General features: G+C 43.1%; 26 protein-coding genes and 5 tRNA genes. 26 read left to right on the top strand and 5 right to left on the bottom strand.

Going from position 1 to position 25,223, the window contains the following annotated elements:
• Positions 1 to 118 precede the first annotated feature (118 nt).
• Positions 119 to 191 (bottom strand) — tRNA-Glu (locus IIB39_09485).
• Positions 192 to 311: 120 nt separating this feature from the next.
• Here IIB39_09485 and IIB39_09480 point away from each other — a divergent pair.
• The 6 genes from IIB39_09480 to IIB39_09455 all read left to right on the top strand — a co-directional run bounded on the left by IIB39_09480 (position 312) and on the right by IIB39_09455 (position 4,596).
• The gene (locus IIB39_09480; GenBank protein ID MCH8928929.1) at positions 312 to 2,279 is read left to right on the top strand and encodes a tetratricopeptide repeat protein; all 1,968 of its coding nucleotides are present in this window, start codon (positions 312 to 314) and stop codon (positions 2,277 to 2,279) included.
• Between the two features lie 44 nt (positions 2,280 to 2,323).
• A tRNA-Arg gene (locus IIB39_09475) sits at positions 2,324 to 2,397 on the top strand.
• 88 nt (positions 2,398 to 2,485) lie between these two features.
• On the top strand, positions 2,486 to 2,959 hold the full coding sequence (locus IIB39_09470) for a nucleoside deaminase (GenBank protein MCH8928928.1): 474 nt from the start codon (positions 2,486 to 2,488) through the stop codon (positions 2,957 to 2,959).
• Positions 2,960 to 3,002: 43 nt separating this feature from the next.
• A tRNA-Ser gene (locus IIB39_09465) sits at positions 3,003 to 3,089 on the top strand.
• A 198-nt stretch (positions 3,090 to 3,287) separates the two neighbouring features.
• Positions 3,288 to 3,905: a hypothetical protein gene (locus IIB39_09460; protein MCH8928927.1), complete on the top strand. Its 618-nt coding sequence runs from the start codon at positions 3,288 to 3,290 to the stop codon at positions 3,903 to 3,905.
• A gap of 394 nt (positions 3,906 to 4,299) precedes the next feature.
• A complete protein-coding gene (locus IIB39_09455) occupies positions 4,300 to 4,596 on the top strand; it encodes a hypothetical protein (GenBank protein MCH8928926.1) in 297 nt (98 codons plus the stop codon).
• Positions 4,597 to 4,610: 14 nt separating this feature from the next.
• Here IIB39_09455 and IIB39_09450 read toward each other — a convergent pair whose 3' ends face one another.
• Positions 4,611 to 4,970, bottom strand: coding sequence for a hypothetical protein (locus IIB39_09450; protein MCH8928925.1), 360 nt, complete (start codon positions 4,968 to 4,970; stop codon positions 4,611 to 4,613).
• Positions 4,971 to 5,176: 206 nt separating this feature from the next.
• Here IIB39_09450 and IIB39_09445 point away from each other — a divergent pair, with 206 nt between their 5' ends.
• From IIB39_09445 to msrA, 16 genes are all read left to right on the top strand, one after another.
• Positions 5,177 to 5,863 carry a tetratricopeptide repeat protein gene (locus IIB39_09445; protein ID MCH8928924.1) on the top strand — a complete coding sequence of 229 codons (687 nt, stop codon included), beginning with the start codon at positions 5,177 to 5,179 and terminating at the stop codon, positions 5,861 to 5,863.
• 112 nt (positions 5,864 to 5,975) lie between these two features.
• Positions 5,976 to 6,443 carry a hypothetical protein gene (locus IIB39_09440; protein ID MCH8928923.1) on the top strand — a complete coding sequence of 156 codons (468 nt, stop codon included), beginning with the start codon at positions 5,976 to 5,978 and terminating at the stop codon, positions 6,441 to 6,443.
• A gap of 20 nt (positions 6,444 to 6,463) precedes the next feature.
• Positions 6,464 to 7,699, top strand: a complete 1,236-nt coding sequence (gene nusA / locus IIB39_09435) for a transcription termination factor NusA (protein ID MCH8928922.1) — start codon at positions 6,464 to 6,466, stop codon at positions 7,697 to 7,699.
• Between the two features lie 18 nt (positions 7,700 to 7,717).
• A complete protein-coding gene (gene infB, locus IIB39_09430) occupies positions 7,718 to 10,360 on the top strand; it encodes a translation initiation factor IF-2 (protein MCH8928921.1) in 2,643 nt (880 codons plus the stop codon).
• Between the two features lie 18 nt (positions 10,361 to 10,378).
• Positions 10,379 to 10,660, top strand: coding sequence for a DUF503 domain-containing protein (locus tag IIB39_09425; protein MCH8928920.1), 282 nt, complete (start codon positions 10,379 to 10,381; stop codon positions 10,658 to 10,660).
• On the top strand, positions 10,654 to 11,022 hold the full coding sequence (gene rbfA, locus IIB39_09420; protein MCH8928919.1) for a 30S ribosome-binding factor RbfA: 369 nt from the start codon (positions 10,654 to 10,656) through the stop codon (positions 11,020 to 11,022). Before IIB39_09425 ends, rbfA begins: the two co-directional genes overlap by 7 nt.
• The gene (locus IIB39_09415; GenBank protein ID MCH8928918.1) at positions 11,019 to 11,948 is read left to right on the top strand and encodes a bifunctional riboflavin kinase/FAD synthetase; all 930 of its coding nucleotides are present in this window, start codon (positions 11,019 to 11,021) and stop codon (positions 11,946 to 11,948) included. The genes rbfA and IIB39_09415 overlap by 4 nt, the downstream gene beginning before the upstream one ends.
• Positions 11,949 to 12,001: 53 nt before the next feature.
• Positions 12,002 to 12,271, top strand: coding sequence for a 30S ribosomal protein S15 (gene rpsO / locus IIB39_09410; protein ID MCH8928917.1), 270 nt, complete (start codon positions 12,002 to 12,004; stop codon positions 12,269 to 12,271).
• A 33-nt stretch (positions 12,272 to 12,304) separates the two neighbouring features.
• Positions 12,305 to 14,470 (top strand): polyribonucleotide nucleotidyltransferase, encoded by a 2,166-nt coding sequence (locus tag IIB39_09405; protein ID MCH8928916.1) that lies wholly within the window; start codon positions 12,305 to 12,307, stop codon positions 14,468 to 14,470.
• Positions 14,470 to 15,717 carry an insulinase family protein gene (locus tag IIB39_09400; protein MCH8928915.1) on the top strand — a complete coding sequence of 416 codons (1,248 nt, stop codon included), beginning with the start codon at positions 14,470 to 14,472 and terminating at the stop codon, positions 15,715 to 15,717. Before IIB39_09405 ends, IIB39_09400 begins: the two co-directional genes overlap by 1 nt.
• Positions 15,718 to 15,722: 5 nt before the next feature.
• A complete protein-coding gene (gene ald / locus IIB39_09395) occupies positions 15,723 to 16,841 on the top strand; it encodes an alanine dehydrogenase (protein MCH8928914.1) in 1,119 nt (372 codons plus the stop codon).
• 10 nt (positions 16,842 to 16,851) lie between these two features.
• A complete protein-coding gene (locus tag IIB39_09390) occupies positions 16,852 to 17,625 on the top strand; it encodes a polysaccharide deacetylase family protein (protein ID MCH8928913.1) in 774 nt (257 codons plus the stop codon).
• 80 nt (positions 17,626 to 17,705) lie between these two features.
• On the top strand, positions 17,706 to 18,101 hold the full coding sequence (locus IIB39_09385; protein ID MCH8928912.1) for a MerR family transcriptional regulator: 396 nt from the start codon (positions 17,706 to 17,708) through the stop codon (positions 18,099 to 18,101).
• A gap of 267 nt (positions 18,102 to 18,368) precedes the next feature.
• Positions 18,369 to 18,614, top strand: coding sequence for a BolA family transcriptional regulator (locus IIB39_09380; GenBank protein MCH8928911.1), 246 nt, complete (start codon positions 18,369 to 18,371; stop codon positions 18,612 to 18,614).
• Positions 18,615 to 18,635: 21 nt separating this feature from the next.
• Complete coding sequence (gene grxD, locus IIB39_09375; protein MCH8928910.1) at positions 18,636 to 18,992, top strand: Grx4 family monothiol glutaredoxin; 357 nt, start codon at positions 18,636 to 18,638, stop codon at positions 18,990 to 18,992.
• Between the two features lie 3 nt (positions 18,993 to 18,995).
• Complete coding sequence (gene msrA, locus IIB39_09370; protein MCH8928909.1) at positions 18,996 to 19,478, top strand: peptide-methionine (S)-S-oxide reductase MsrA; 483 nt, start codon at positions 18,996 to 18,998, stop codon at positions 19,476 to 19,478.
• Between the two features lie 62 nt (positions 19,479 to 19,540).
• On the opposite strand, the gene IIB39_09365 is transcribed toward msrA, so the two are convergent.
• The 3 genes from IIB39_09365 to IIB39_09355 form a co-directional block, all read right to left on the bottom strand.
• Positions 19,541 to 19,614, bottom strand: a tRNA-Pro gene (locus tag IIB39_09365).
• 134 nt (positions 19,615 to 19,748) lie between these two features.
• Positions 19,749 to 20,591 carry an alpha/beta hydrolase gene (locus IIB39_09360; protein ID MCH8928908.1) on the bottom strand — a complete coding sequence of 281 codons (843 nt, stop codon included), beginning with the start codon at positions 20,589 to 20,591 and terminating at the stop codon, positions 19,749 to 19,751.
• 2 nt (positions 20,592 to 20,593) lie between these two features.
• On the bottom strand, positions 20,594 to 21,550 hold the full coding sequence (locus tag IIB39_09355; GenBank protein ID MCH8928907.1) for a hypothetical protein: 957 nt from the start codon (positions 21,548 to 21,550) through the stop codon (positions 20,594 to 20,596).
• 337 nt (positions 21,551 to 21,887) lie between these two features.
• Between IIB39_09355 and IIB39_09350 the strand changes: the two genes are divergently transcribed.
• The 4 genes from IIB39_09350 to IIB39_09335 all read left to right on the top strand — a co-directional run bounded on the left by IIB39_09350 (position 21,888) and on the right by IIB39_09335 (position 25,026).
• Positions 21,888 to 23,591 (top strand): M28 family peptidase, encoded by a 1,704-nt coding sequence (locus IIB39_09350; GenBank protein MCH8928906.1) that lies wholly within the window; start codon positions 21,888 to 21,890, stop codon positions 23,589 to 23,591.
• A gap of 18 nt (positions 23,592 to 23,609) precedes the next feature.
• Positions 23,610 to 24,281: a glycosyltransferase family 2 protein gene (locus IIB39_09345; protein MCH8928905.1), complete on the top strand. Its 672-nt coding sequence runs from the start codon at positions 23,610 to 23,612 to the stop codon at positions 24,279 to 24,281.
• A 2-nt stretch (positions 24,282 to 24,283) separates the two neighbouring features.
• Positions 24,284 to 24,898, top strand: coding sequence for a DedA family protein (locus tag IIB39_09340; GenBank protein ID MCH8928904.1), 615 nt, complete (start codon positions 24,284 to 24,286; stop codon positions 24,896 to 24,898).
• 54 nt (positions 24,899 to 24,952) lie between these two features.
• Positions 24,953 to 25,026 (top strand) — tRNA-Pro (locus IIB39_09335).
• Positions 25,027 to 25,223: the final 197 nt, after the last annotated feature.

Genomic DNA, 25,223 nt, shown 5'->3' with positions numbered 1-25,223 from the left:
AACTGGCTACTTAATTAAAGGATGTTTTAAGTTTCACAACAAGTAATGGATAACATAGATTAGTAATAATCTATATGGATGAAGAAAGTAAATTATTCATCTTAGTTAACTGAATAAGTAGCGCGTACGGGAGTCGAACCCGTATTACCGGCGTGAGAGGCCAGCGTCCTAAACCATTAGACGAACGCGCCATAATCGGATAATAAATGTATCTTGACGCTTAGATAAAAGCAAGAAAATTCAGTTTTCGAATCGGCTTTTAAGTGATTTTTCCGTTCCCTATATTATTTCAAAAGGGATTCAAGGAAAGATTGCCACAGAAAAATAAAAAGAAATTGACCCTCGGTCATCTTGTTGACTACATTTTTATACTTATTATTACGCCGTTCGTATTTGTGGCGCTTGCTGAGGGGATGTTACGGTTGGGCGGCTATGGGATTTCCGACGAACCTTTCAAGCAATCGCAGTCGAACCCCGATAAACTGGTAACAAACGAAAACTTCGGTCGTTTATATTTTCCGTTCAGCGGCGCTGTTCCAAATATCTCCATAAATATTTTTGACAAAAAGAAACCGGTAAACGGGATAAGAGTGTTTGTAGTAGGGGAGAATTCCGCATACGGGTATCAATGGGCGCCAAACGGAAATATATCCCGATTCCTTTATCAGATTCTCAAGGAAGCATTTTCGGAAAACGATGTGGAGGTTTTGGATCTGTCGGTTCCCGGACTGAATTCACACGGGATGCTGGACATCATAAAACGGCTCGGCGAGTATGAACCTGACGCTATTGTTATCTATCCCGGTCATAACGAGTTCTACGGGTCGCTGGCTCCCGCTTCAGTTGATTATCTCGGACAGGATAAGAGTAATATTAAAAGGTATCTCCGGTATCATAAGTTTCGACTGTTTCAGCTGCTTAAAAATCTGAATGTGATTTATGATAGAGACGGAGAGTCTATAGAATTTAAAACAGACGCTCTGATTGAATCTATCGCGAGACAAATTGAAATCAATCCCGGCAGCGAGCTGTATGAATCTGTATTAGCAAATTTCAGAGATAATCTGAATGAGATGTTGCTGTACGCCAAATCGGAAGATTTGCTCTTGTTAGGCGCCGTGCCGGCAAGCAATTTTGCCGGTAAAGCGCCTTTTAAAGCCTGTTTGGAGGATATAAGCGACGTCGGTAAATGGCTTGCGGAACTCGAAAAGGGGAAGGCTTTTCTTCAGGCGGGAAAGGGAGAAGATGCGCTTTCTTATTTCTCCGAAGCGAGCGCGAGGTTCGGTAGTAATGCCGATGTGGAATATCTTATTGCTAAGGCGTATGAACAATCGGGTAATATCGAATCAGCGCGAGAACATTACCGGAAGGCTGTTGACAACGATTGCTTCCCGTTTCGGTCGCCCACAGAATTTAACGATACGATGAAGAAACTATTCAGTGGACATGGTCAGCCTGTAGTCAGTGCGGGCAATCTTATGGACAGTACTTCAAGCAGCGGCATTCGGGGAAACGATTTCTTTTTGGACGCGGTTCATTTTTCTCTTAAAGGCGCTGCGGTTACGGCGGAACGTATCAGCTCTGAATTGATATTTCGGTTCGGAGGCGAACGGCGACCAAATCCTGAGGCTGCTGATCTGGATGCCTTAATTGAAAAGGTGGGAATCACTCCGATTGATTATGCCGTTGCCGAACTGCGGGTCACTTTGATTCGGTCACACTGGCCGTATAAGGAGAACGAGCGGACAGTTCCTTCGTTCAGCGGATTCCGCGACGATCATGCGGAAGAACTCGCTTACAGGATTGTGGAAGAAGGATTCAGTTGGAGAGACGCCCATCGTCTTTACGCAGATTCATTATACGATTTAGGATTTTTTGACCAAGCCGCAAAAGATTACAGGGCGTTGACCGTAAATAACATTGATGATGTTATGCCTTACCACAGACTTGCGGAAAATCTTATTCGGAAAGGACTTTTAGATGAAGCATACGAGCTGCTGGACCAATCGCTTCGGATAAAGGAAACTGTTTTCGCTCTTAAATGGAAAGGTTCTATCCTGCTTGGAAGCGGCTTAGCGGAAGAAGCTGTTGAGATGTTGAATCAGGCACATTTGATGGAACCGTTTGATGTGGAAACGCTGTATAATCTTACATCCGCATTGATAGAAACGGAACGGTTTGAAGATGCGAAAGAAACATTGCGGAAAATGATAGCCGCGGCTCCGAATTATCCCGGGATTTTCGATTTAGCCGAACGTATAAAGCTGCTTTATGATTAATAAAGTGTTGAATCTGGAATAACCACACAATATATTTTAATCACGCGCCCGTGGCTCAATTGGATAGAGTGCGTGGCTACGGACCACGAGGTTGGAGGTTCGAGTCCTCCCGGGCGTACTCAAATGCAGATTCCACTTAAATATAAAATTTTAAGCAGGCAGCTGCATTTTTGTTTAATCGTATCGGGCGGATTCAGTTGGATATAATGAGAAAACATGAAAGCCGAATGGCGCACGCTCTCCGTGAAGCGAAAATCGCTCTTGACGAGGGAGAAGTTCCCGTCGGCGCTGTTATAGTCAAGGAGGGAGAAATTATCGCCCGTGGACATAACAGGAGAGAATCGCTCACCGACCCCACCGCACACGCAGAAATACTCGCTATCACTTCAGCCGCGAATCAGCTGGAAGACTGGCGACTGGAAGGATGCACGATGTACGTTACCCTTGAGCCATGTCCCATGTGCGCAGGAGCCGCCGTCAACGCGAAACTTGAAATGGTTATTTTCGGAACACGGGACGCCGATGTGGGAGCGTGCGGAACAGTGTATGATTTGCTAAACGGCGACAATCTGATTCATAAAGTCAGAGTGCTGCCGGATGTGCTTGCCGAAGAATGTAAAGGCATTCTCTCGGAATTTTTCTCTGCTGTCCGGAAGAAGGAAAAGAGCGATTCCAATTAAGATTGACTGATTTCCTCTGTTAACGTATCTTTACGCGTCAAAAGGAGAGGTGGCAGAGCCTGGCTGAATGCGCGCGATTCGAAATCGTGTTTACTGAAAGGTAACGGGGGTTCGAATCCCTCCCTCTCCGCAACGTGCGTGCGGGTTAGGGCTTGCCCTGACTGCAAAATAAGGGCGTGAGCTAAGGAAAAGTACTTGAAATCAGCTGCAGGTAGAAGGTTTTTTGATGAAATAATTTAAGTATATAGAGTTCTCTGCCCGATTGACTGACAGAGTCGGTCAGGCTGGGAATCCCTCCTTATCCGCAATTATATTTTAGCTATATTTTATGGATAATAAAACACCAGAAGTTATATATCTTTCTTTAAGCGAGGAGACAAACGCTCTGGATTATCTAGAACTAGCAGCAGCTTTTGTTAAAAAGACACCCGATAATGTTACAGCATGGAAATGGGTAGTAATTTCTTTACATGGGGCTCTCTATGGGTTCGCAGTAGCCGCTTCTCGAGGAACTGATTACGAAAACATTCTTAGGAAAAATGGTTATTTGCTTGGGTTTTGGAAAGTCCTAAATAAGTGCCAAGACCCCAATCACATGAAAATGTTAGAAAACAGTAAGCATCTTGAGTTAACGGATAGCCAGAGCGATTCAATCAATATTTTAGTTGCAAGATTGAGAAATAATTTTCAACACTTTAAGCCAAGACTCTGGTCAATTGAAATTCATGGTATGCCTCAGATCGCAATTGATATATTAGAAGTGATTCGCTTTCTCGCCCGTGAAACTCATACATATGTCCACTTGAGTGACGAAGAAGAAATATTGGTGGATAAACTGGTAAAAGAGAGTATCGATTTCATTGAGGGAACAGAGCTTTACGCGGAATTGAAACTCGGAAAGGAATTATATCAAAAAAAGAATTCCGCACTACGTAAATTGAAATAATTAAATTAAAATAGCCATTGGACTTGAGTACCCGAATATGTGCCTTTGATGTGCCAATGTGCCAAAAATGTGTCGGGAATTCCTGCTTATTGATGGATGATAATGGGAGTGAATGGAAGACAGTATAAGTATTGCAGTTTTTGACTGACAGGGTAATTCACTGATTTTAATTAAGATAGACAACTCAATGTAATAAGAATCCCTCCCTCTCCGCATATAGTAAATATAACCACACCCCCGCATACTGCGGGACTTCGCCTTTGCCCCCTCCTATGGAAGGATGGGAAATAGAATCCACCTGAAAATAATAATTGATTTATATAGATAATAATTTCTATTTATCAATTAACTTATAAATTATGCAAACGAATAAACCAAAAAGGATATTACTAATTTGAAACGAATTCTGCTGTTGCTGATAAGTTTGATTTTAATCAGTTCCGAAGTGCGTGCGCAGGACACTCTTTCGGTTATGACATATAATGTGCTTAATTTCGCAGGATCTACTCCCGGGCGCGTATCCTCTTTTCGTATTATTCTTGATCAATTTCGCCCTGATATTCTCGTAGTAAGCGAGATGTTATCGAGTTCTAATATGAATTTATTTATGGATGGTGCACTTAATCATACAACAGAAGAATATTCAACCGGTGATTTTGTTCAGACGAGGAAGATGCTGCTGCTGAAGTGAGAACGACAGCAAGATCATTGAGCTAAAGGATTCTCTATTATTGGAGTTCCGACCATACCGTTACCGCTGATCTCCGATATTACTTTTACTCCTGTTAAGATTCCGATGGACGTCAATCTGAAACTATCTTTTGTTATATGCGAAATCCTGTGAATCCGGGTAGCATTAAAAGGTTCCACACCGAAAGCCGAAACATCTTTGATTTTCAGAAAACTTTTCTTTCCGCCACCCAGGGCACTGGGCTTACGCCAATAAACAACGGCTCCGGAAGCTATATAATTTGCTTCCTGTATCAGCAAACCTGATTCGCTTTTCGTCATCATATCATCAGTATTAGAATCCGGTTTTGAAGTCAGGAGCGATCCGATCACCATTAGCAGTAGTGATCCTATGAGATAGTATTTAATTTTGCTGACCATTATCATCTATTTACAATATTTCTTTATATTTCCCAATGATAAATATCACTTTCAGCAGATTAAATCTGTCTTGCCGATTATCTATAAATATCCCTTGTATCTAATGGGATAGGCGTATAAGTTTGAAGACTGTGTTTAAAAGTTTACGAAAATAGGCTATTATGTTAAGAGCAAGAAAGAGGATTTCAAAAAAAGAACTTAGGCACGACCCGATGCTTGAATTTATTTTCAAGGTGGAGATGTTCGTTAGAAATCGTTCAAGAGAACTCGGCTACGGCGCTATCGGCGTTGTCGCATTGCTGATTGTCGGCATTATGATGATGAATTCCAAGAGTGAAGCGGAAGTGGATGCCGCAGCAGCTGTTGGAATAGCACAATTTAAATTTATGTTAGGGGATTTTCAGGACGCCATAGTTCGTCTTGAGGACGCGCTAAGGAAATATCCGGGTACAGAAGCCGCAACTCAGGGATTATTTTATCTCGGAAGCGCAAACTATCAAGCCGAAAATAAAGACGATGCGGAAAAATATTTTCGTGAATTTCTTGATGAAGGTTCTGACGACGCATTATTAGTCGCTTCCGCTTACGCCGGAATTGCCGCTGTCCGAGAGGATAATCAGGATTATACGGCAGCAGCCGAATATTACAAAAAAGCTGTTACGAATGCCGAATCACAATTTCAGGTAGAAATGTACACAATTTCCGCGGTAAGAAACTTTCATAAATCCGGCAGCAAAGAGATAGCGCTGGAACTGATTGCGGATATGTTAGACGATGACAAGGTGAGTTTTGAAGCAAAAAACAATGCAGAATTCTTGAAATCCGTTATCAGCAGTGTGAAAGGGTAAGCAAGAGAATTCAATAGAAACATTTTTCTCTTGCTCGGGTTCATAAAATGAAGTACATTTTAAGCTCGGAGTGGGTTGACAAACCCACTCTTTTTATTGAAACAACGAGCATATGAATATAGAAATAGAAAAAGATATAGAACGATTGAGCGGAATAGCGGAAAACATCAGCGATGCGAATGATGCGGAGCTGCTTGAGCTTAAAATCGGAGTAACGAAGAGAGGGCGCAGCATAAATTTAATAATTGATTCAGTTGGCGGAGTGAATATCCAAACTTGCGTAAAGGTATCTAAAGGACTAAAAGCTATATTGATAGAGGAAGAATACGCTGACGGTAACTTCAAAATAGAAGTATCATCCCCGGGTATTGACAGACCATTATCTGAAGAAGGTGACTTCCGCCGTAAAACAGGCAGAATGATAACCTTATGGCACACGGAGGAGGATATTGAATCACCTGTTGAAGGCGTTATTAAATTAGTGTCCAACGGTGTTCTATCAATTGAAGCATCGGAAGAAATTATTAATATAAAAATGGAAAAAGTGGACAAAGCAAAATTACTTGTTGCAATAAGATGAATTTTTAAGGAGTAAGAAAGTTGATTAATCGTGAAATAATAGAAGCCTTTTCCGCCGTTGCGATGGAGAAAAACATCGACAGGCGGTCGCTTGCGGAAATTATTAAAGGGCTTTTCGAATCGATGATATTAAAAAAATATGATACCATCGAAGGATTTGATGTTATAGTAAATCTTGATAAAGGCGAGATAGAAATCTATAAATTTATGACTATCGTAGATGAAGAAACCGATTCCGAGTTTGAAATTCATATTGACAAAGCGCGGGAAGTTGAGCCTGACCTGAACGTGGGCGACGAATTTATCGAAATACTTGATATTAATTCATTCGGCAGGAGACATATTGCCACTGCGAAACAAAATTTATCGCAGCGTATTAAGGACGCAGAAAAAGAAATAGTTTTAGATCAATATAAAGATAGGATAGGCGAGGTAATCATCGGTGATATTTATCAGGAAAGAAGAGGAGATGTTTATATAACGGTAGGAAAAACAGAAGTCATTCTTCCTGAAAGAGAACAAATTCCCGGCGAACGGTATTTTCGTGGGAATAGTACACGCGCGATAATTAAAGCTGTTGAGTCAACCTCCCGCGGTCCGGAAATAATTGTATCCCGCTCCGATCCCGAATTTCTAATACGGTTATTTGAGATTGAAGTGCCTGAAATATTCGACGGTATAGTCGAGATTATAAAAGTCTCGAGAATAGCGGGCGACAGGGCAAAAATTGCGGTAATATCCAACGATAAGAGAATTGATCCTGTAGGCGCTTGTGTCGGTATGAAAGGAATTAGAATTCAATCCATAGTAAGAGAACTGAATAATGAGAAAATCGATATAATTCCGTGGAGTGATAACCCCGAAATTTATATTGCGCGGTCGTTATCTCCTGCAAAACCAATCAAGACGGAAATTGATGAGGAAAATAAAAAAGCCACCGTTATCATCCCGGATGAAGAATATCCGCTGGCAATCGGGAAAAACGGACAGAACGTGGTCTTGTCATCAGACCTTACTGGGTATGAGATTGAAGTACTCCGCCAGTCAGATGAGGAATTAAAGACGGAACTATTGATAGACGAAGTGGAAGGATTAACACCGTCAATTATCGCCAAATTGACTGAAGCAGGATTCGAAAGAGCGGAAGACATCCTTGACGCAGGAATCGAAGGGATGAAAAAGGTCAAAGGAGTCGGCGGCAAGACAGCGGAAAAAATTATATCGGCTATAAGTGAATATTTTGAGGAAGTTGAATAAATCAACAGATAAGGACAGATGAGCACAAAGAAAAAAGATAGCGCTTTGGCAAAACCCGAAGCAGCCGCACCTAAGAAAAGAATTTATCAGATAGCGAAGGAGCTGAATCTATCTCATGAAGAGATAATCACTTTCCTGACTAATAGCGGTATATCCGTTCAAAGCCATATGTCCCCTGTAGAAAATGATGTTTATAATAAAATATTGGCTGAGTTCGCGATGGAAAAAGTTATTGTTGAGAGAGAAAAAAGCGAAACTATACAGCGCGAACAGGAATTGCTCAGAAAAATGGAACGCGAGATAGAGAAACAGAAGGATGATACTCCTACTATCATGCCCCATGAAGTGCCCCCTGTAGTCAAGGGCAAGATAAAGCCTTTAGAACTAAGCCCGGAAGCGCTCGCAATCGAACAATATAAGAAAGAACATGAAGAACCTTCGGACAAAGATCCTTCTGCCGTTTCCAAAGCAACCGATGAATTAGAATCAAAAAAAGATGAACCTGTTGAAAAAAGTTCCAAAGCGCCGGAAGCCGCAGAAGCGAAAGTCAGTAAAGCAAAGGCTGATTCAAAACCGATTGAAAAGGAAGTAAAATCTAAATCAAAAGATAAAAAAGTCTCAAAAGTTTCTGCTAAAAAAGAATCAAAAGAAGAAGCCGTTGATAAAGATAAATCGGTAGCGCACACGCGTAAGCGTATCCGTGTTAAGAAAAGCATTCAGCAAGAAACTGTCCAGAAAACCATCGAATTAAATAGACGGAAGAAACGACCTGTTGCAGTTGATGCGAAAGCAGTTGATGATTCCATCAAAAAAACTCTCGCCGGATTAGACGCAGGCAAAGGCAGAAAAAAGAGAAAAAAATCGGCGGCGGAAGATGTGGAAATCGATACAACAATCTTAAAAGTACCCGAATATACTTCTGTAGGTGATTTGGCAAACCTGATGGACATCCCGTCGAACGAATTAATCGGGAAGTGTATGGCATTGGGAATTATGGTTACAATAAATCAGCGATTGGATTTTGACACAATTATTCTCTTAGCCGATGAGTATGAATTTACTGTCGAAAAGGAAGAAGAATATGGCGCTGATGTTGTCGCCGAGTCCGATGAGAAAGAGGACAGTGCGGATTTGGTTGAAAGAGCGCCCATTGTAACTATTATGGGTCACGTGGATCATGGCAAAACTTCTTTGCTTGATTACATACGAAACGAGAATGTTGTAGCCGGAGAATCGGGTAGTATCACCCAACATATCGGCGCTTATCGAGTGACGGATAAGAAAAACAGAGAAATTACATTTCTTGATACTCCGGGGCATGAAGCGTTTACCGCTATGCGTGCAAGAGGCGCGCAGATTACGGATATTGTAATTCTCGTTGTAGCAGCAGACGACGGAGTTAAGCCGCAAACACTTGAAGCTTTAAATCACGCACGGGCCGCAAACGTACCTATTATCGTGGCAATAAATAAAATGGATAAATCAACCGCCAATCCCGAAAATGTTAAACGAGAATTATCGGAAAATAAATTAATTGTTGAAAGCTGGGGTGGTAAAGTCCAATCAATTGAAGTATCCGCTAAAACAGGCGAAGGGATTGACGACCTCCTTGACTCAATAATTTTGGAAGCTGATCTCCTCGAACTAAAGGCAAACCCGAAGGTCAAGGCAAGAGGCATAATTGTTGAAGCTAGACTTGACAAAGGATTCGGCCCGCTTGGTACTCTTCTCGTTCAAAAAGGAACTTTAAGGATAGGGGATCCGTTTATTTGCGGGTCAAGTTCAGGAAAAGTAAGGGCTTTATTGAATGAGCGCGGTCAAAGAGTCGAATTTACCACACCTTCCGAACCTGTTCAGGTATTAGGATTTGACAGCGTTCCCACCGCAAATGATTATTTTGCGGTATTGGAAGAAGAACGCGATGTAAAGAAAATAAGCTCGGAGCGTCAAAGGATTAAACGAGAAAAAGAATTCAGGAAAATTAAACTTAGAACACTTGATGAAATATCACTGCAAATCAAGGAAGGAAAACTGAGAGAACTTTCCATAATTATTAAGGGTGACGCTGACGGCTCCGTGGAAGCGCTCACAGATTCGCTTGTTAATTTAAGCACGAAAGAAGTCGCCGTTAAGGTCATTCATAATGCGGTGGGTACTATTGTGGAGTCTGATATTCTTCTTGCGTCAGCATCCGCAGCAGTTGTCATAGGGTTCCATGTTGAGGCTTCCAATGAGGCAAGTAAACTCGCCGAGAAAAATAATATAGATATTCGGTCATATAATGTCATATATGACGCTGTGAACGAGGTTAAATTAGCGCTTGAAGGAATGCTTGAACCTGAAGAAATCCTCAGTGTGGTTGGCAATGTTGAAATAAGAATGGTATTCAGCAATTCCAGAGTCGGCGCAATAGCGGGATGTTATGTAACCTCGGGCAAAGTTACTCGCGGTGATATAATAAGGCTTATAAGAGACGATGAGCAAATTGGCGAAGGAAAGATAGACAGCCTTAAGCGTTTTAAAGACGATGTTAAGGAAGTTACGGAAGGATTTGAATGTGGTATCACCTTGCAGGGCGCGGGTATTATTCAGGAAGGTGATGTTATTCATATTATTGAGAAAACCAGCAGAAAGAGAACACTGGACGAAGCAAGAGTATAGGCAGGTAGATATTAAATAGTGATAATCGGTCTTCTTCAATTAGATATTATAATTCCGGAAAGCAATAACTTAAAGGAAAAACGAAGCACAATTAAAAGCATTAAAGAGACTATCAGAAAGCGTTTTAATGTTTCGATTGCGGAAACCGGCAAATTGGATAAATGGTCTCGTTCTGAATTATCCATCTCAAAAGTCAGTAACGAAGCTAAATTTATAAGACAGGAATTCCAGAAAATACAGAAATATATCGAAAGCAGGTATCCTGTGGAAATAATCAATAAGCAGGAAGAAGTTTGGTAGATAACCGTAGATACGGCAGAGCTGACCGAGTAGCCGACCTTATCAGGCGGGAGGTTGCCGATATACTTATTCGGGGTGACCTGGACAGAGAAATAGGATTTGTGACGGTTACCAGAGCAGAAGTGAGCAGAGACTTGCAAAATGCGAAGATATACATTTCAGTTTTAGGCGATAAAGACGTCCGCGAAAGAGAATTCGAAAAGCTTCTTGAAGAGAAAAAAAGAATCAGGTATTTATTGGCGCAACGGTTGAATCTACGCCACACTCCCACTATTAAACTTTATCTGGATGACTCTCTTGACAATTCAATACGAGTTCAAAAGCTGTTAAAAAATATTGACGCTGGAGATGAGCAGGAATGAATATAATCCGGGATATAAAAGATTATAAATCAGGCATCCCTACTGCGTTGACCATCGGGACCTATGATGGCGTACATATGGGACATCAGGTGATTCTTGACAAATTACTTAAAACCGGAAAAGAGAGAGACCTGAGTACAACAGTAGTGACTTTTGATCCTCATCCGAAACAGGTTGTCGCAACTGATAAATATTCCGGTTCAATTCAAATTTTAAGTACGCTTGATGAAAAAGTTGAGGTCTTTTCGGCTCTTGGTATTGACACCTTGATAGTGATACCGTTTACAATCGAATTTTCCAAAACGAATCCCGAAATATTCGTCAAAGATGTTTTATGCAAAAGCTTTGGAGCTAAAGCAATTATCATCGGGTATGATCACAACTTCGGCAAGGATAGAGAGGGAAATTCTCAAACACTTAAATCTCTGGGGGACGAATGCGGATTCAGCGTCGAAATCGCCGATCCGGTAAGCTATAATGATGAAGCTATCAGCAGCACGAGAATAAGAAAACTTCTTATAGACGAAGGCGATGTCAGACTTGCAGGTGAACTTCTAAAAAGAAATTACACTGTTTCCGGTGAGGTGGTTAGGGGAAAAGGTATAGGAAAATCGCTGAATTTTCCCACCGCGAACATATCTGTTCAGGATGAATTAAAAATCATTCCGAAGAATGGAGTTTATTGTGTTGATGTATATCGTGAAGGAATAAAATATCGGGGAATGTCCAATATAGGCATTCGACCCACATTTAACGGGGATAAAAGAACCTTGGAAGTGCATATACTGATGGATAAACTTGAAGATATGTACGGAGACAGAATCAAAATAGAATTTATTTCGCGTATCAGGGATGAGAAAAAATTTGATTCATCGGACGAATTAGTTGCTCAATTGGAAAAAGATAAAATAGTTTGCAGCGTCTGACAATTATAAACATAATAATATTTAACACTTATTAAGGCAGAAGGAAAAAACAAATGGGTTTAACCAAAGAGGAAAAATTTAAAATAACGAAAGAGTTTGGCGGTAATGATAAAGACACCGGCAGATCTGAAGTTCAAGTAGCTCTTTTGACCAAGCGTATAGCGAGTTTGACAGAGCATCTAAAAGACCACAAGCATGACCACCACACACGTAGAGGGTTAGTTATGATGGTTGGTAAGAGAAGAAGACTTTTGAACTATTTAGAAAACAATCACCTTGAACGATATCGTGAAGTGATTAAGACTTTAAGCTTACGTAGATAAAACTTAGAAAATAATACTATAAATCAGGAGTAAATATTGGTAATCAAAGAAATAGAATTAGGGGGCAGAACATTAAAATTAGAAACAGGGAGAATTGCGAGACAGGCTTCCGGCGCCATTTTAGCGACTTATGGCGATACAATGGTAATTGCCACCGCAGTGGCCGGCGATAGCCCGAAAGAAGGATTAGATTTTTTCCCTCTAACGGTGGAGTACAGAGAAAGGCATTACGCGGCGGGGAAAATTCCCGGCGGTTTCTTCAAACGTGAAGGAAGACCGACCGAGAAAGAAATATTATCCGCCCGGATGACTGACAGAACCATCAGGCCGTTATTTCCCGACGGCTTTAAGAATGAAACGCAGGTCATAATATTTGTAATCTCCGCTGACCAGGAAAACGACGCAGATACTCTGGGTATGATTGCGAGCGCAGCCGCATTGGCAATTTCCGACGTACCTTTTGACGGTCCGGTAGCGGCTGTCAAAGTCGGTGAATTGGACGGCGAATTGGTCATTAACCCGTTTATAAGCCAGTATGACGATTGTACACTTGAGATAATAGTGTCCGGCGGGAAAGATTCCTTGAATATGGTTGAAGGGAAGATGAAGGAAGTTCCTGAGGCGCGGATGCTCGAAGCGTTAACATTCGGACATGAAAGCATTAAAAAAGTCGTGGCGATGATAGACGAACTGGTTAAAGAATGCGGAAAAGAGAAAATGACGTTTGAAGTAGCTGAAATAAATCAGGAATTGGTAGATGCTGTGACTTCATTGGTAGGCGATAAGGTAAAAGAGGCTAACAACGCCAAGGATATGAAGAAGCAGGATAGGTCTGCTTTTATGAAGGCGTTCACTAAGGATGCAATCAAGCAGTTTGAGGAGGAATATCCCGAAAGCGCAAAAGATATTAAGGAAATAATCCATGACCTTGAAAAAGATGATCTTAGGAATAAAATCCTGAATGATGGAGTCAGGTTGGACGGACGCGGCCCGAAAGACATTAGAGAGATAACCTGCGAACTTGATATTCTTCCGCGCACGCACGGTTCGGCGCTCTTTACAAGAGGTCAAACGCAAAGCCTTACAGCTGTGACTCTTGGAACGAAAATGGACGAACAGAAAACTGACGGAATTGACGGTGAAAGTTACAGCAAATTTATGCTGCACTATAACTTCCCGCCGTTCTCGGTTGGAGAAGCGAGAATGATTCGGGGAGTAAGTCGCCGCGAAGTCGGTCACGGTAAACTTGCCGAAAGAGCGATTGAGGCGGTTCTTCCGGCAGCGGAAGACTTTCCTTACACTATCAGGATAGTTTCCGATATTATGGAATCCAACGGTTCCTCTTCAATGGCGACCGTATGCGCAAGCTCGTTGGCTCTGATGAACGCGGGTGTTCCGATTCGGAAGGCAGTAGCCGGAATCGCAATGGGTCTTATCAAAGAAGGTGATAAAACGGAAATAATTTCTGATATTCTCGGTACCGAAGATCATATGGGAGATATGGATTTCAAACTTTCAGGAACCCGCGACGGAGTTACCTCGGTTCAGATGGATTTGAAAATCAAAGGTATAAGCCTTGAGATGCTCGAGGATGCGGTCAAGCAGGCGACGGAAGGAAGAATACACATTCTCGATATAATGGATAAGGCGATATCGGAAGTTGCTGATGATATTTCTGATTACGCTCCACGAATCCTTACCCTACAGTGTCCTGTTGACAGAATAGGCGAGTTGATCGGACCCGGAGGGAAAATAATCAAGGGTATTCAAGCGGACACCGGCGCAAAGGTAGAAATCGAAGATGACGGAACAGTTCTTGTTTCTTCGGTGGGTGGCGAGCCTGCCAAAGCGGCTATCGCAATAATTGAAGGAATACTTAAAACCCCGGAAGTCGGGGAAGTATATGACGCTGTTGTCAAAAAGATTATGGATTTCGGAGCATTCGTAGAATTTATGCCCGGAAAAGAAGGGTTAATTCATATCTCTAAATTAGATTATAAACGAGTGGCAAAAGTTGAGGATGTACTTGCGGTGGGAGACGAGCTTCAGGTTAAACTCCTTAAGGTAGATAATCAGGGACGTTATGATCTTTCACGTCGCGATTTAATGGAAAAACCCGAAGGTTGGGTGGAGGAACCTCCAAGGGAACGCAGGCCTTCAAGAGGCGGAAGAAACGATAGGGGCAGAAATCGCAGATAATGACAGAAGGCAAATTTAATAAGACAGTTCTTGATAACGGAATACGTATTGTCACGGAGAGTAATGATTATGTTCATTCGGCGGCTATCGGAGTGTTTATCACAAAGGGCGCGCGTGACGAATCCGCTGATAATCACGGAGCGGCGCATTTTCTTGAGCATATGGTCTTTAAAGGAACAGACGAGAAAGATTCTTTTCAGATAGCAAATTCTCTCGAATCGATCGGAGGGATGCTGAATGCCGCCACCTCGGAAGAATACACCTGCTATTTTGCCCGGATATTAGATGAACATATCGAGCCGGCTCTGGACGTGCTTTCTGACCTTGTGCAGAACGCTATCATAGAAAAGGACGTCACGGAAGTTGAAAAAGGCGTGATTATCGAAGAGATAAAAGGTGTTGCCGATACGCCGAGTCAAATGGTCATAGAAAATTTCATCTCGGATTTATATCCCGATCATCAACTTGGATTGGCGATACTCGGTACGGAAGAATCTATCAATGAGATGACCAGCGATAAATTAGTTGATTTTCGAACAAAATATTATACAACTGATAACATCATTATCGCCGTGGCGGGAAGATTGGATCATGAAAAAGTTGTTTCTTTAATTGAAAAATATTTTCATCTTGAAAAGACTGAATCCGCTCCGCTCTCTGCTGCGCCAAACGGTACTCTTCGGACGGGCGTAAACAAAAAGAAATCTCCCATATCCCAATCACATCTATGCGTGGGTTTCAGGGCTATACCATATAAAGACGAACGCAGATATGCGCTTCTGGTGATGAACACGATTTTGAGCGGCGGAATGAGTACGCGTCTGTTTCAAAATATCAGGGAAAAATACGGTTTCGTTTACAGCGTATATAGTTTTCCGGAATTTATGTCCGATACGGGATATTTCTGTACCTATGCGGGGACAGACGCTTCCAAGACGGATACGGTAATTGACCTGATAAAAGATGAATTGGAAAAACTCAGATCTGAACTGGTCACACCGGATGAGATCAGCAGCGCGCGCGCTCAATGGAAAGGCGGTGCGTTGATTTCTATGGAAAGTATGATGAGCCGTATGAATCGAATTGCGATGAGAGAGATGAATTTCGGCACTTATGCGCCCGTTTCGGAACTCATAGAGAAAATTGATGCGGTTCAACGGGAAGATATATTGAGCATAAGCAATGAGATATTTGACGAAGATAAGATTGTGGTCTCCGTTATTCAGCCGGAGAAGCAAAAAGATTAAAATAAATGATTATCGGAATACCAAAAGAAACTATATCGGAAGAACACAGAGTAGGAATAACTGCTGCCGGTGTTGAACAGCTTGCTAATGCAGGGCATGAAATTGTCCTGCAAAAAGATGCGGGCAGGGAAAGCGGTTACTCGGATGAAATCTATACTTCAGCCGGCGCGAAAATCGTAGATTCCGCGGAGGAAGTATTCAGCAGCGCGGAGATGATAGTAAAGGTGAAAGAACCTCAGCCTGCTGAGTGTGAGATGATTTCCGAAGGACAGATAGTGTTTACCTTTTTCCATTTTGCGGCCAGTAAGGAGTTAACTGAAAATTTTATCAAGAGTAAAGGCATCGCAATTGCGTATGAGACCGTTCAATTAAAAGATATGTCGCTTCCGCTGTTAGTTCCTATGAGTGAAGTTGCGGGACGAATGGCGATACAGGAGGGAGCAAAATACCTTGAAGCGCAATCAGGCGGTATTGGCGTGCTGCTCGGCGGCGTTCCGGGAGTGGAACCCGCAACTGTGACTATTTTAGGCGGCGGGATCGTCGGCAGTAACGCGGCTAAAATTGCCGCGGGAATGGGCGCAAATGTGAATATTCTTGATATTAATCTCGACAGGCTGCGGTATCTTGACGATGTTATGCCTGATAACGTAACCACTCTGATGTCGAACCCGAGTAATATCAGAAAATTACTGACCACTACCGATCTGCTTGTTGGCGCTGTTTTGATTCCGGGAGCCAAGGCTCCTAATTTGGTCAGTAGGGAAATGCTGAAATTGATGAAAGAGGGCTCTGTCCTTGTTGATGTTGCGGTTGACCAGGGCGGCTGTATTGAAACTTGCCGTCCCACAACTCATGATAATCCTACGTTCACTGTCGAAGGAGTAGTGCATTATTGCGTTGCGAATATGCCGGGTGCGGTTCCTTACACCTCGACTATTGCTTTAACGAACGCAACTCTTCCTTATATAATGCTTCTTGCTGAAAACGGATATAAAAATACCATCCTCGAACATGAAGATTTGATGGCCGGACTGAATATTCATAAAGGAATAGTCACGCATAAGGGAGTATCAGACGCTTTCGGTATGGCTTATACTCCTGTAATTGAAGTAATATCCGCATAGCAGCCCATTTATGTACCCCACAGTTTTAGTCTACCACAAGGTTGATGACAGGGTAGAATGGGGACTTACGCGAGTAACGCCTCAGACTTTCAGAAATCAAATTCGTATTCTCAAGGAAGACGGTTATCGCTTTCTGACCACATCTGAAATCAGAAACAGTCAGCCGGAAGATAAAGTCGTCGCCATAAATTTTGATGATGCGTATGAATCGGTCTATGAATACGCTTATCCCATTTTAAAAGATGAAGATGTTCCCGCCACGATTTACGTAATCAGCGATTATGTGGGCGAATTGAACAGCTGGGATCTGAACGTAGGAAATCTTCAATTCCCCCATGCAACCTGGGAGCAGCTTAAAGTTTTGCGTGATGCGGGATGGGAAATCGGTTCTCATACCAAATCACATATGGATTTGCGCAGTTTGAACGATGATGACCTAAAGAAAGAGTTGAGGGAGTCAAAGGAGTTGCTTGAATCAAAACTTGAGATAAACGTCAAAAGCCTTTCATTTCCATTCGGCAGAGCCAATAATAGAGAGATTGGAGCGGCAATAGAAGCCGGGTACGAAAATGGTACCATATTTTATCCTATCTTTAATCAATTTAATGCAGAGTATGAAGAGTTTATCATACGAAGGCTTGGAGTATATCTCTGGGATACAAAATTCTTTTTCAGAGCTAAATACGGCGGACAACCGCTGAAAGGCTTTGAAATATTGAAGCAAAATGTGCTGAATACGTTCGCGGGAATCACAATCGCGGCACAAAATTCGTCTAATAAATAAAAAGACTTGTATCAACCTTTCTTTGCTGTTATAATATAAAGTGTTACTTGAATACTAATCTTTTAATAAAGGGATTTTAATTGAGTCAACCACAGATCAAAAAACTCTATTATTCAATCGGGGAAGTCGCTGAATTAACGGCACTTAAGCCATATGTGTTAAGGTATTGGGAGACAGAGTTTCCCGCGCTGAAACCAACAAAAAACCGTGCCGGCAACAGAATTTACAAAGATAAGGACATCAAGGTACTGTTTCACATTAAGTATCTGCTTTATGATCAGAAATACACCATAGAAGGCGCTCGGAATCAACTGAATTCAGCCAATTTTGATGATATGGTTGATGCAAGCAATCCGAACTTGAAATTAAAAAAATCCGAGCCGCCAAAGGGCGAAAGCAGTGATGATAAACTTGTCAACGTTATCTCTGATTTGAGAAAAGGCTTATTGGAATTAAAGGAGATTCTTCAGCCCTGAAATAAAATTTAAATACTTGCGGGCACATCCTAGTGCTTGCAGAATTAAAGCGCCTGACATCAATCCCACCGCAGGCGCTTTTTTTTATTATCTCTCCCCTCGAGGGGAGAGAATTAGTGCGGGTTAGGGCTTGCCTGTCCCGCCAGCGGCGGTGGCCTTGACCGCACACTGAGAATAATGCCTGCCACTTTTTATATTTTTTTATTGAAATCTTCTGTTTCAGTGTTATATTTAGGGGAATTAATCAGAAAGGATAATGGGAATCAGATGGAAGAGGTAGAAGTTCAGAAGATGATAGAAGATTCACTTCCCGAGTCTCATGTGGAAGTTGTGGATACACGGGGCAGCGGAGACCATTTCGAAATATTAGTCGTGTCGGATAAGTTCGAGGGCGTTCCATTACTTGACCGTCACCGGATGATTCACAGCGCCCTTGGCAGCCAACTCGGCGGTCCGATTCACGCAGTAGAGATAAAAGCGTACACAACAGAACAGAGAAACAATCTCTCTTAATCAGAAAGGAGAAGTCATCTTATGTCAGATGCACTACTCGAACAGATAAAATCAGATATCAGCAATAATAAAGTGATGCTGTATATGAAAGGCACACCCGATATGCCCGGATGCGGTTTTTCATTTAAAGCGGTGGAAATACTAAAAACGTTAAACGTAGAATTTGAGTCAGCGGATGTACTTCCCGATCCGAATTTGCGCACGGTTCTTTCGGCTCATTCCAATTGGCCCACAATACCGCAGCTTTTTGTTGACGGTAAGCTCATCGGCGGTTCGGATATTATGATGGATATGTATGAAAGCGGAGAATTGCAGGAAACATTGGGCAGCGCAGGCGCGTACGGCGAAACTCAGCAGGAAACATCGGAAAGCGAATAACAGATGACCGATAAGCTGGAAAAAGCTCTTTTTGGAGCAGGCTGTTTTTGGGGCGTGGAATCCGTGTTCAGTCAGGTGGAGGGAGTAAAGAGCGCCACCTCAGGCTATGCCGGCGGCACTGTTGAGAATCCTACTTATGAGCAGGTTTGCACGGGAACGACAGGGCACGCCGAGGTCGTAGAAGTGGAATTTGATCCGGCGGTTGTTTCCTATGATGAGCTGCTTGACGTTTTCTGGAAGAATCACGACCCTACAACGCTCAATCGGCAGGGTCCTGACGCAGGCACTCAATATCGCTCGGCGATCTATTTTCAATCTCCCGAGCAGGAGAGAGCGGCAGTTGAATCGAAAGAGAAACTCCGGAATAGCGGTAGATTCGTAAAGCCCATAGTCACAGAAATTACAAAAGCATCGAAGTTTTACCGCGCTGAGGAATATCATCAGCGTTACTTCGAGAAGCAGGGGATAGAGTACTGTCCAGTATAGATTTTCGGTAGAAAAGATAAAATAAAAAAGCTCTGATCCCTCAGGGCTTTTTTATATCTCTGTCGGAGCGGCGAGATTTGAACTCGCGACCCCTTGACCCCCAGTCAAGTGCGCTACCGGGCTACGCCACGCTCCGTAGTTCTAATTTAATGATTTTACTGCGAAAATAAAACTGAATTAAAACAGTTGAGATGTCTCCGCTGAGCCGGGTACTGACCAGTGTATCATCTTACCCATCGCGGAATTGTGTGATTATTCAGAAAAACAGGGTTATTCATCTTCATTTAAAACTTTGGATCGTATCAGGAATGGTCTGGCTTCATTCCAGAACAGATTCCAATCTTCGATAAGGTCGTTGTGACCTTTATCATAGGTGATCAGTTTTCCCTGTCGGGATGCCGCCAAAAGTTTTAGGCTGTGCTTATAGGGAATGATCCTGTCCCGGCTACCGTGAACGAACAAGATCGGGTTGTCGTATGATTTTATGAGACTTAGATTATCGAACCGGTCCTTAACGAGAAAACCGGGCAGGTAAAAATCGGCAGCCATCGCACTAATGCTGCTGAACGGCGACATCAATATCATAGCAGCCGAAGGACGAGCGTCCGCAAGAGCGCAGATGACTCCACTACCCACAGACCTGCCGAAAAGCACTATCCGCCCGGCGTCAACTTCCGGTTTACTTATAAGTGTATCGTAGGCAGCAATAAATGCCTCTGTCAGGCTTTCCTCGCCCGGCTCTCCCTCCGAGCGTCCGTAACCGGGATACTCAACAAGTAGCACTGACATTCCCAATTCTCTGATCTCGTTGACGATCGGGAGCCAATAGTCGATCAGTTCAGCGTTGCCGTGCGCTATGATCATTGCGGGAAAGGGAAGCTGCTCGGAGCTGTCCGAAGGCTGAAAGTACCACGCTTCGACCTTTCCCGATTTCGTGTTGAGCCAGATGCGTTCAAGACCCGGCACGCTGTCATAAATGTCCGGCGGTGTTCGTATAATATGGCGGGGATAGATAATCCTCTTCTGCATGAAGAAATAGTAACCCGAATACACAACGTAAAACAGAACTCCGTAAGTTAGAATTCGGAGAGATATTTTTAGAAGGTTTTCCAATTTTAAAACAGTTGTGCAGTCTCCGCTGAGTCGGGTTCTGACCAGAGTATCATCTTACCCATAGTTGAATATTGTATTAGTCCAATGACCAATGCGATCCCCGTAATGATTAGCAATCCGAATTTTTTTATTCTTCGTTTTCCGGGTTGAGCGATTACGTGGGAAGAAACGGAGGGAAGCATAAAGTTGAATCCCAGCAACATAACAGCCGATAGTATAATCCGGGCGTCATTGGGGCTCCATGAATAAAAATAATAAATCAGAAAGAGAAGTATGACATTCAGCGGCACACCGAGAGTCAGAAAACCTGTAGAGTATTTTATTTCCAGCGAATCCAATCCCGTCCACGCTTCTTCAAGGAGCCGGGTAATAGAATAAGAGCCGGTATAGAAAAACAGGAACGTTCCTAAAAAAGAAAACAGCAATAAAAAGACAAAGGAATCGAATCCGGTTATCTGTAAGAGAGTAACATAGTCGCTGTTTCCCACCCAGAATATGAGCGCTGCCGGCAACGTAGTGGTGAGGAAACAGAGCGTTGCTACCATTATAAGAAGAAAGCGGAGCGAGGGTCGGTGGATTCGGCGACTGACAAATTTGAATAGAACTATTCCGGCGAGAAATACCGCGAAATGTCCGCTTAGATGATAGACAGCCTGAGAAAAAACGGACGCTCCCGATGGAATTGTAACACTGCTGGAAGTCAAGCCGAAGCCGTTCCATTGCATCCCGAACGTTGTGCCGATGAGACCGTGCCCAATAACCTCATGGAAAAACCTGATGGCGATGAACGAGATATAAGCGGCGGGAATCATAACCGCCCAAATCAATCCGTGCAGCCTGAGGTTACTTATGACTTTATCTGTCAGACTTTTTTCCATACGATGAGAATATAACAGATTGCCCTCTAAAGGCAACCACCCCTTTATCCCCTCCTTGGAAAGGAGGGGAACTTCAGTCAATGTCCACTTAGCCTCAGTCGGTCAGGAGCTCGGGATGACAGATAGGATGAAATGATTGAAGATTGCGTAATATTTTGAGTTACTAAACGGTCACACCCCTCCCCCTGCGGGGCACTCCCCTCGAGGGGAGAGAATTAGTTCGAGTCAGGATTTATACTGACCGTATAATATGAAGGCAACCACCCCTTTATCCCCTCCTTGGAAAGGAGGGGGGTTGAGGTATCGGGACGAGTCCTGACTATCACTTAAAAGCACAATTCTCTTGCGGGTTTAGACTGTCATTTCTAAGTTCAATGTTAAAATAATACCACTTTCTATTTGGCAAGAGGAGAACAAAATGAAGTATTTACAAGTATTCATAACATTATGCATGACTATGCTCATATTTGCAGGATGCGCGAAGACACCAAAAGAGGAATATGTCTCAATCGCATCAGCGCCTATGGGCATTACTCTTTCAGATGCCTTGGATATGATATCTGAAGATGATATCAGAACGCATATTAAAACACTATCAGCTGACGTGATGGAGGGAAGAGCGCCCGGAAGCAAAGGCGGAGAAATGGCAGCGGAATATATCGCATCACAGTTTGAAAAAATAGGTCTTGAACAGGTTATGGAAGGAACGTATTTCCAGACATTTCCAATGGTAGGTTTCGAGTTACGCGGGGACAAGAAGTTTGAATTCACAAAAAACGGTAAAACTCTGAAATTGGATTTTGGTAGTGAATTCGTTATGGAAACTGCATTGCAGGTTGAAACAGTTTCGCTGAACGAGGAACTGATTTACTTGGGCTACGGAGTGCAGGCGCCCGAACTTGACTGGGATGATTATAAAGGCGTTGATGTGAAAGGGAAAGTACTGTTGATGCTGGTGAACGATCCGCCGTCTGACGATCCGAATCACTTCGGCGGGAATGCGCTGACCTATTACGGCAGATGGACGTATAAGTTTGAAAAAGCCGCTGAGATGGGGGCAAAGGGAGTAATACTTATTCATACTACACCGTCAGCCACATACGGCTGGCAGGTGATAGAGAGCGGGTTTACAGGAAAGCAATACGCTCTCGGATTGAACGAAAACTCGCCGCCCCAATTGGCAATGCGGTCATGGATTTCCGAACCGGCTGCGGATAAACTCCTTGCGTTTTCAGGTCATACATTGAGCGACCTACAGGCAGCGGCAGCTCGCAGAGATTTTCAGCCTGTCCATCTCGGCGTAAAGGTCAAAGCCGTATTGGATACAGAGATAAGTTCGGTGGAAACCAGTAATGTGATTGGTATAATTAGAGGTTCCGATCCCGTTCTTTCAAATGAAATGGTCATCTGGTCGGGTCATTACGATCATCTCGGAATAGCCGCTCCCAACAGCGAAGGAGATAATATTTATAACGGCGCATGGGATAACGCTTCGGGAGTCTCCACCATTCTGGCTATCGCGAAAGTTGCTGTGGAATTGAAGCCGCTGCTGAAACGTTCGATTCTCGTTATGGCGCTGACAGCAGAGGAATCAGGATTGTTAGGCTCAAAATATTATTCCGAAAATCCGCTGTTTCACCTCGCCACCGCAAAAGCGCTTTTCAACATAGACGCCGTAAATATATGGGGCGAAACGAGAGATATGAATCCGCTCGGCTTCAAACGTTCAACGATGGAAGCGATGTTGCAGCCAATAGCCGACGAACAAAATCTCGTACTCGTTCCCGACCAATCGCCCGAAAAAGGAATATTCTTCCGCTCCGATCATTTCCCCTTTTCCAAGGCGGGAGTTCCGGCGGTCTCCATTGATTCGGGGAACGATTATGTGGGACGTGATGTGGAATGGAGGGAGGCGACTGTTGACGGCTGGATAAATGCTAATTATCACCAACCGTCTGACGAATATTCTGAAGATTGGGATATGGCGGGAGTTATGCAAATAGCGAAGTTTGTTCTTTCCGCTACCTATGATATAGCGAATTCGGCTGTTACTCCCGAGTGGAATGAAGGACAGGAATTCAAGGCGGTTCGGGATAAATCACTTCAGGACTATCAACAATAGTACGTCAGAGGAAACCTGTTGAATCTTTTTGCGGTCATTCCGGCTTATAATGCTGACAACACGATTGCCCGGGTCATTCACGGGTGCGTCGCTCAGCTGCCGAGTGAAAATGTCATTGTGGTGGATGACGGTTCCTCAGACAGAACACGGCGGTTAGTTGAACAATCGGGAGCAACAATAATCGTTCATAAGAAGAACATAGGAAAGGGAGCCGGTCTGCGGAGCGGGTTCACCGCTGCGCTGAAAAATGGCTGCGACGGCGTGATAACATTGGATGCCGATCTTCAGCACGATCCGGCAAGTATTCCGCAATTCATCGAAGCCGCAGAAGCCAATCCCGATTGGGGAATAATTATTGGAACTCGATGGCGTTCCGGCAGTGAAATGCCGTGGGACAGGAGACTATCAAATAAACTGACTTCATTTATGCTGTCGCTGCGGGCAGGACAGAAAATATCGGACAGTCAGAGCGGGTATCGTTTCATCCGCCGAAACGTTATGGAAAATGTAATCACCAAAGAAGACGGTTTTATGGCTGAATCAGAAATCCTGATAAGAGCGGCGATTGGTGGATATAAGATCGGGTCGGTGGAGATACCCACAATTTATTCAGATGAGGGCAGCCACATAAATAAGTTCAGCGATACGTTTAAATTTATTTCTCTATATGTGAGAAGCATTTTCTGGTGAAAATGAAAAAACTAAATATCAATTCGCTTTTCAGCTGGGTACGACGGTTATACGATTGGGTGCTGCATTGGGCGGATTCTCCTTACGGCGTTCCCGCACTAATCGTACTCTCTTTTGCAGAAGCATCGTTTTTCCCCATACCTCCTGATTTGCTATTGATAGCATTAGCTGTCAGCCTTCCTAAGAAGGCATTCAAATACGCTTTTTATTGTACGGTGGCATCAGTAAGCGGAGCGTTTCTGGGTTATGCTATCGGATTATATTTTTATGATATCGCGGGAAAGGGGATCATAGAATTTTACGGGATCGCCGATCAGTTCGATTTCGTTGCGCAAAAGTATAATGAAAATGCGTTCAGCGCTATAGCCATTGCCGGATTCACGCCGATACCCTTTAAGGTATTTACTATTGCGGCGGGAGTTTTTAAAGTCAGTATCGCAGACCTATTCACCGCATCATTGCTATCGCGGGGAGCCAGGTTTTTTCTGGTAGCGGGACTCATTTACCGATTCGGTCCCATCATAAAAATTCAAATAGACAAATACTTCAATAAATTGGCGTTGTTGATGGTAGTTCTGATGATAGTCGGTTCTGTCGTTCTAAGATATATTATTTAACATTATTAAGCTTGATGCGGAATGGCAATCCTTTTAACTTCTCTTACCTGAAATCGGGGTGTGGCGCAGCCCGGCAGCGCGCTTGCTTCGGGAGCAAGAGGTCGCGAGTTCAAATCTCGCCACCCCGACTGATTTATTCTCATCACAGGAACTTTATCCCGCATAATTAGGTTAAAAACAAGTGATATTAGTAAAGAGGAATCATAAAAATAATTGTTGCATTTTATTACATAATGGTTAATCTATAAACTTGCTTAAGCTGTGAAGCTTACAATAAGCAATTAACTCAAAATCGGGGCGAATTAAGTATGAAGATCTTTGTCGG

The sequence above is a fragment of the Candidatus Neomarinimicrobiota bacterium genome, assembly GCA_022573815.1.
Classification (GTDB): domain Bacteria; phylum Fidelibacterota; class SORT01; order SORT01; family SORT01; genus JACZTG01.
Note: the sequence above shows the minus strand (reverse complement) of the source record. Positions and strands in the feature narration are given on the sequence as shown.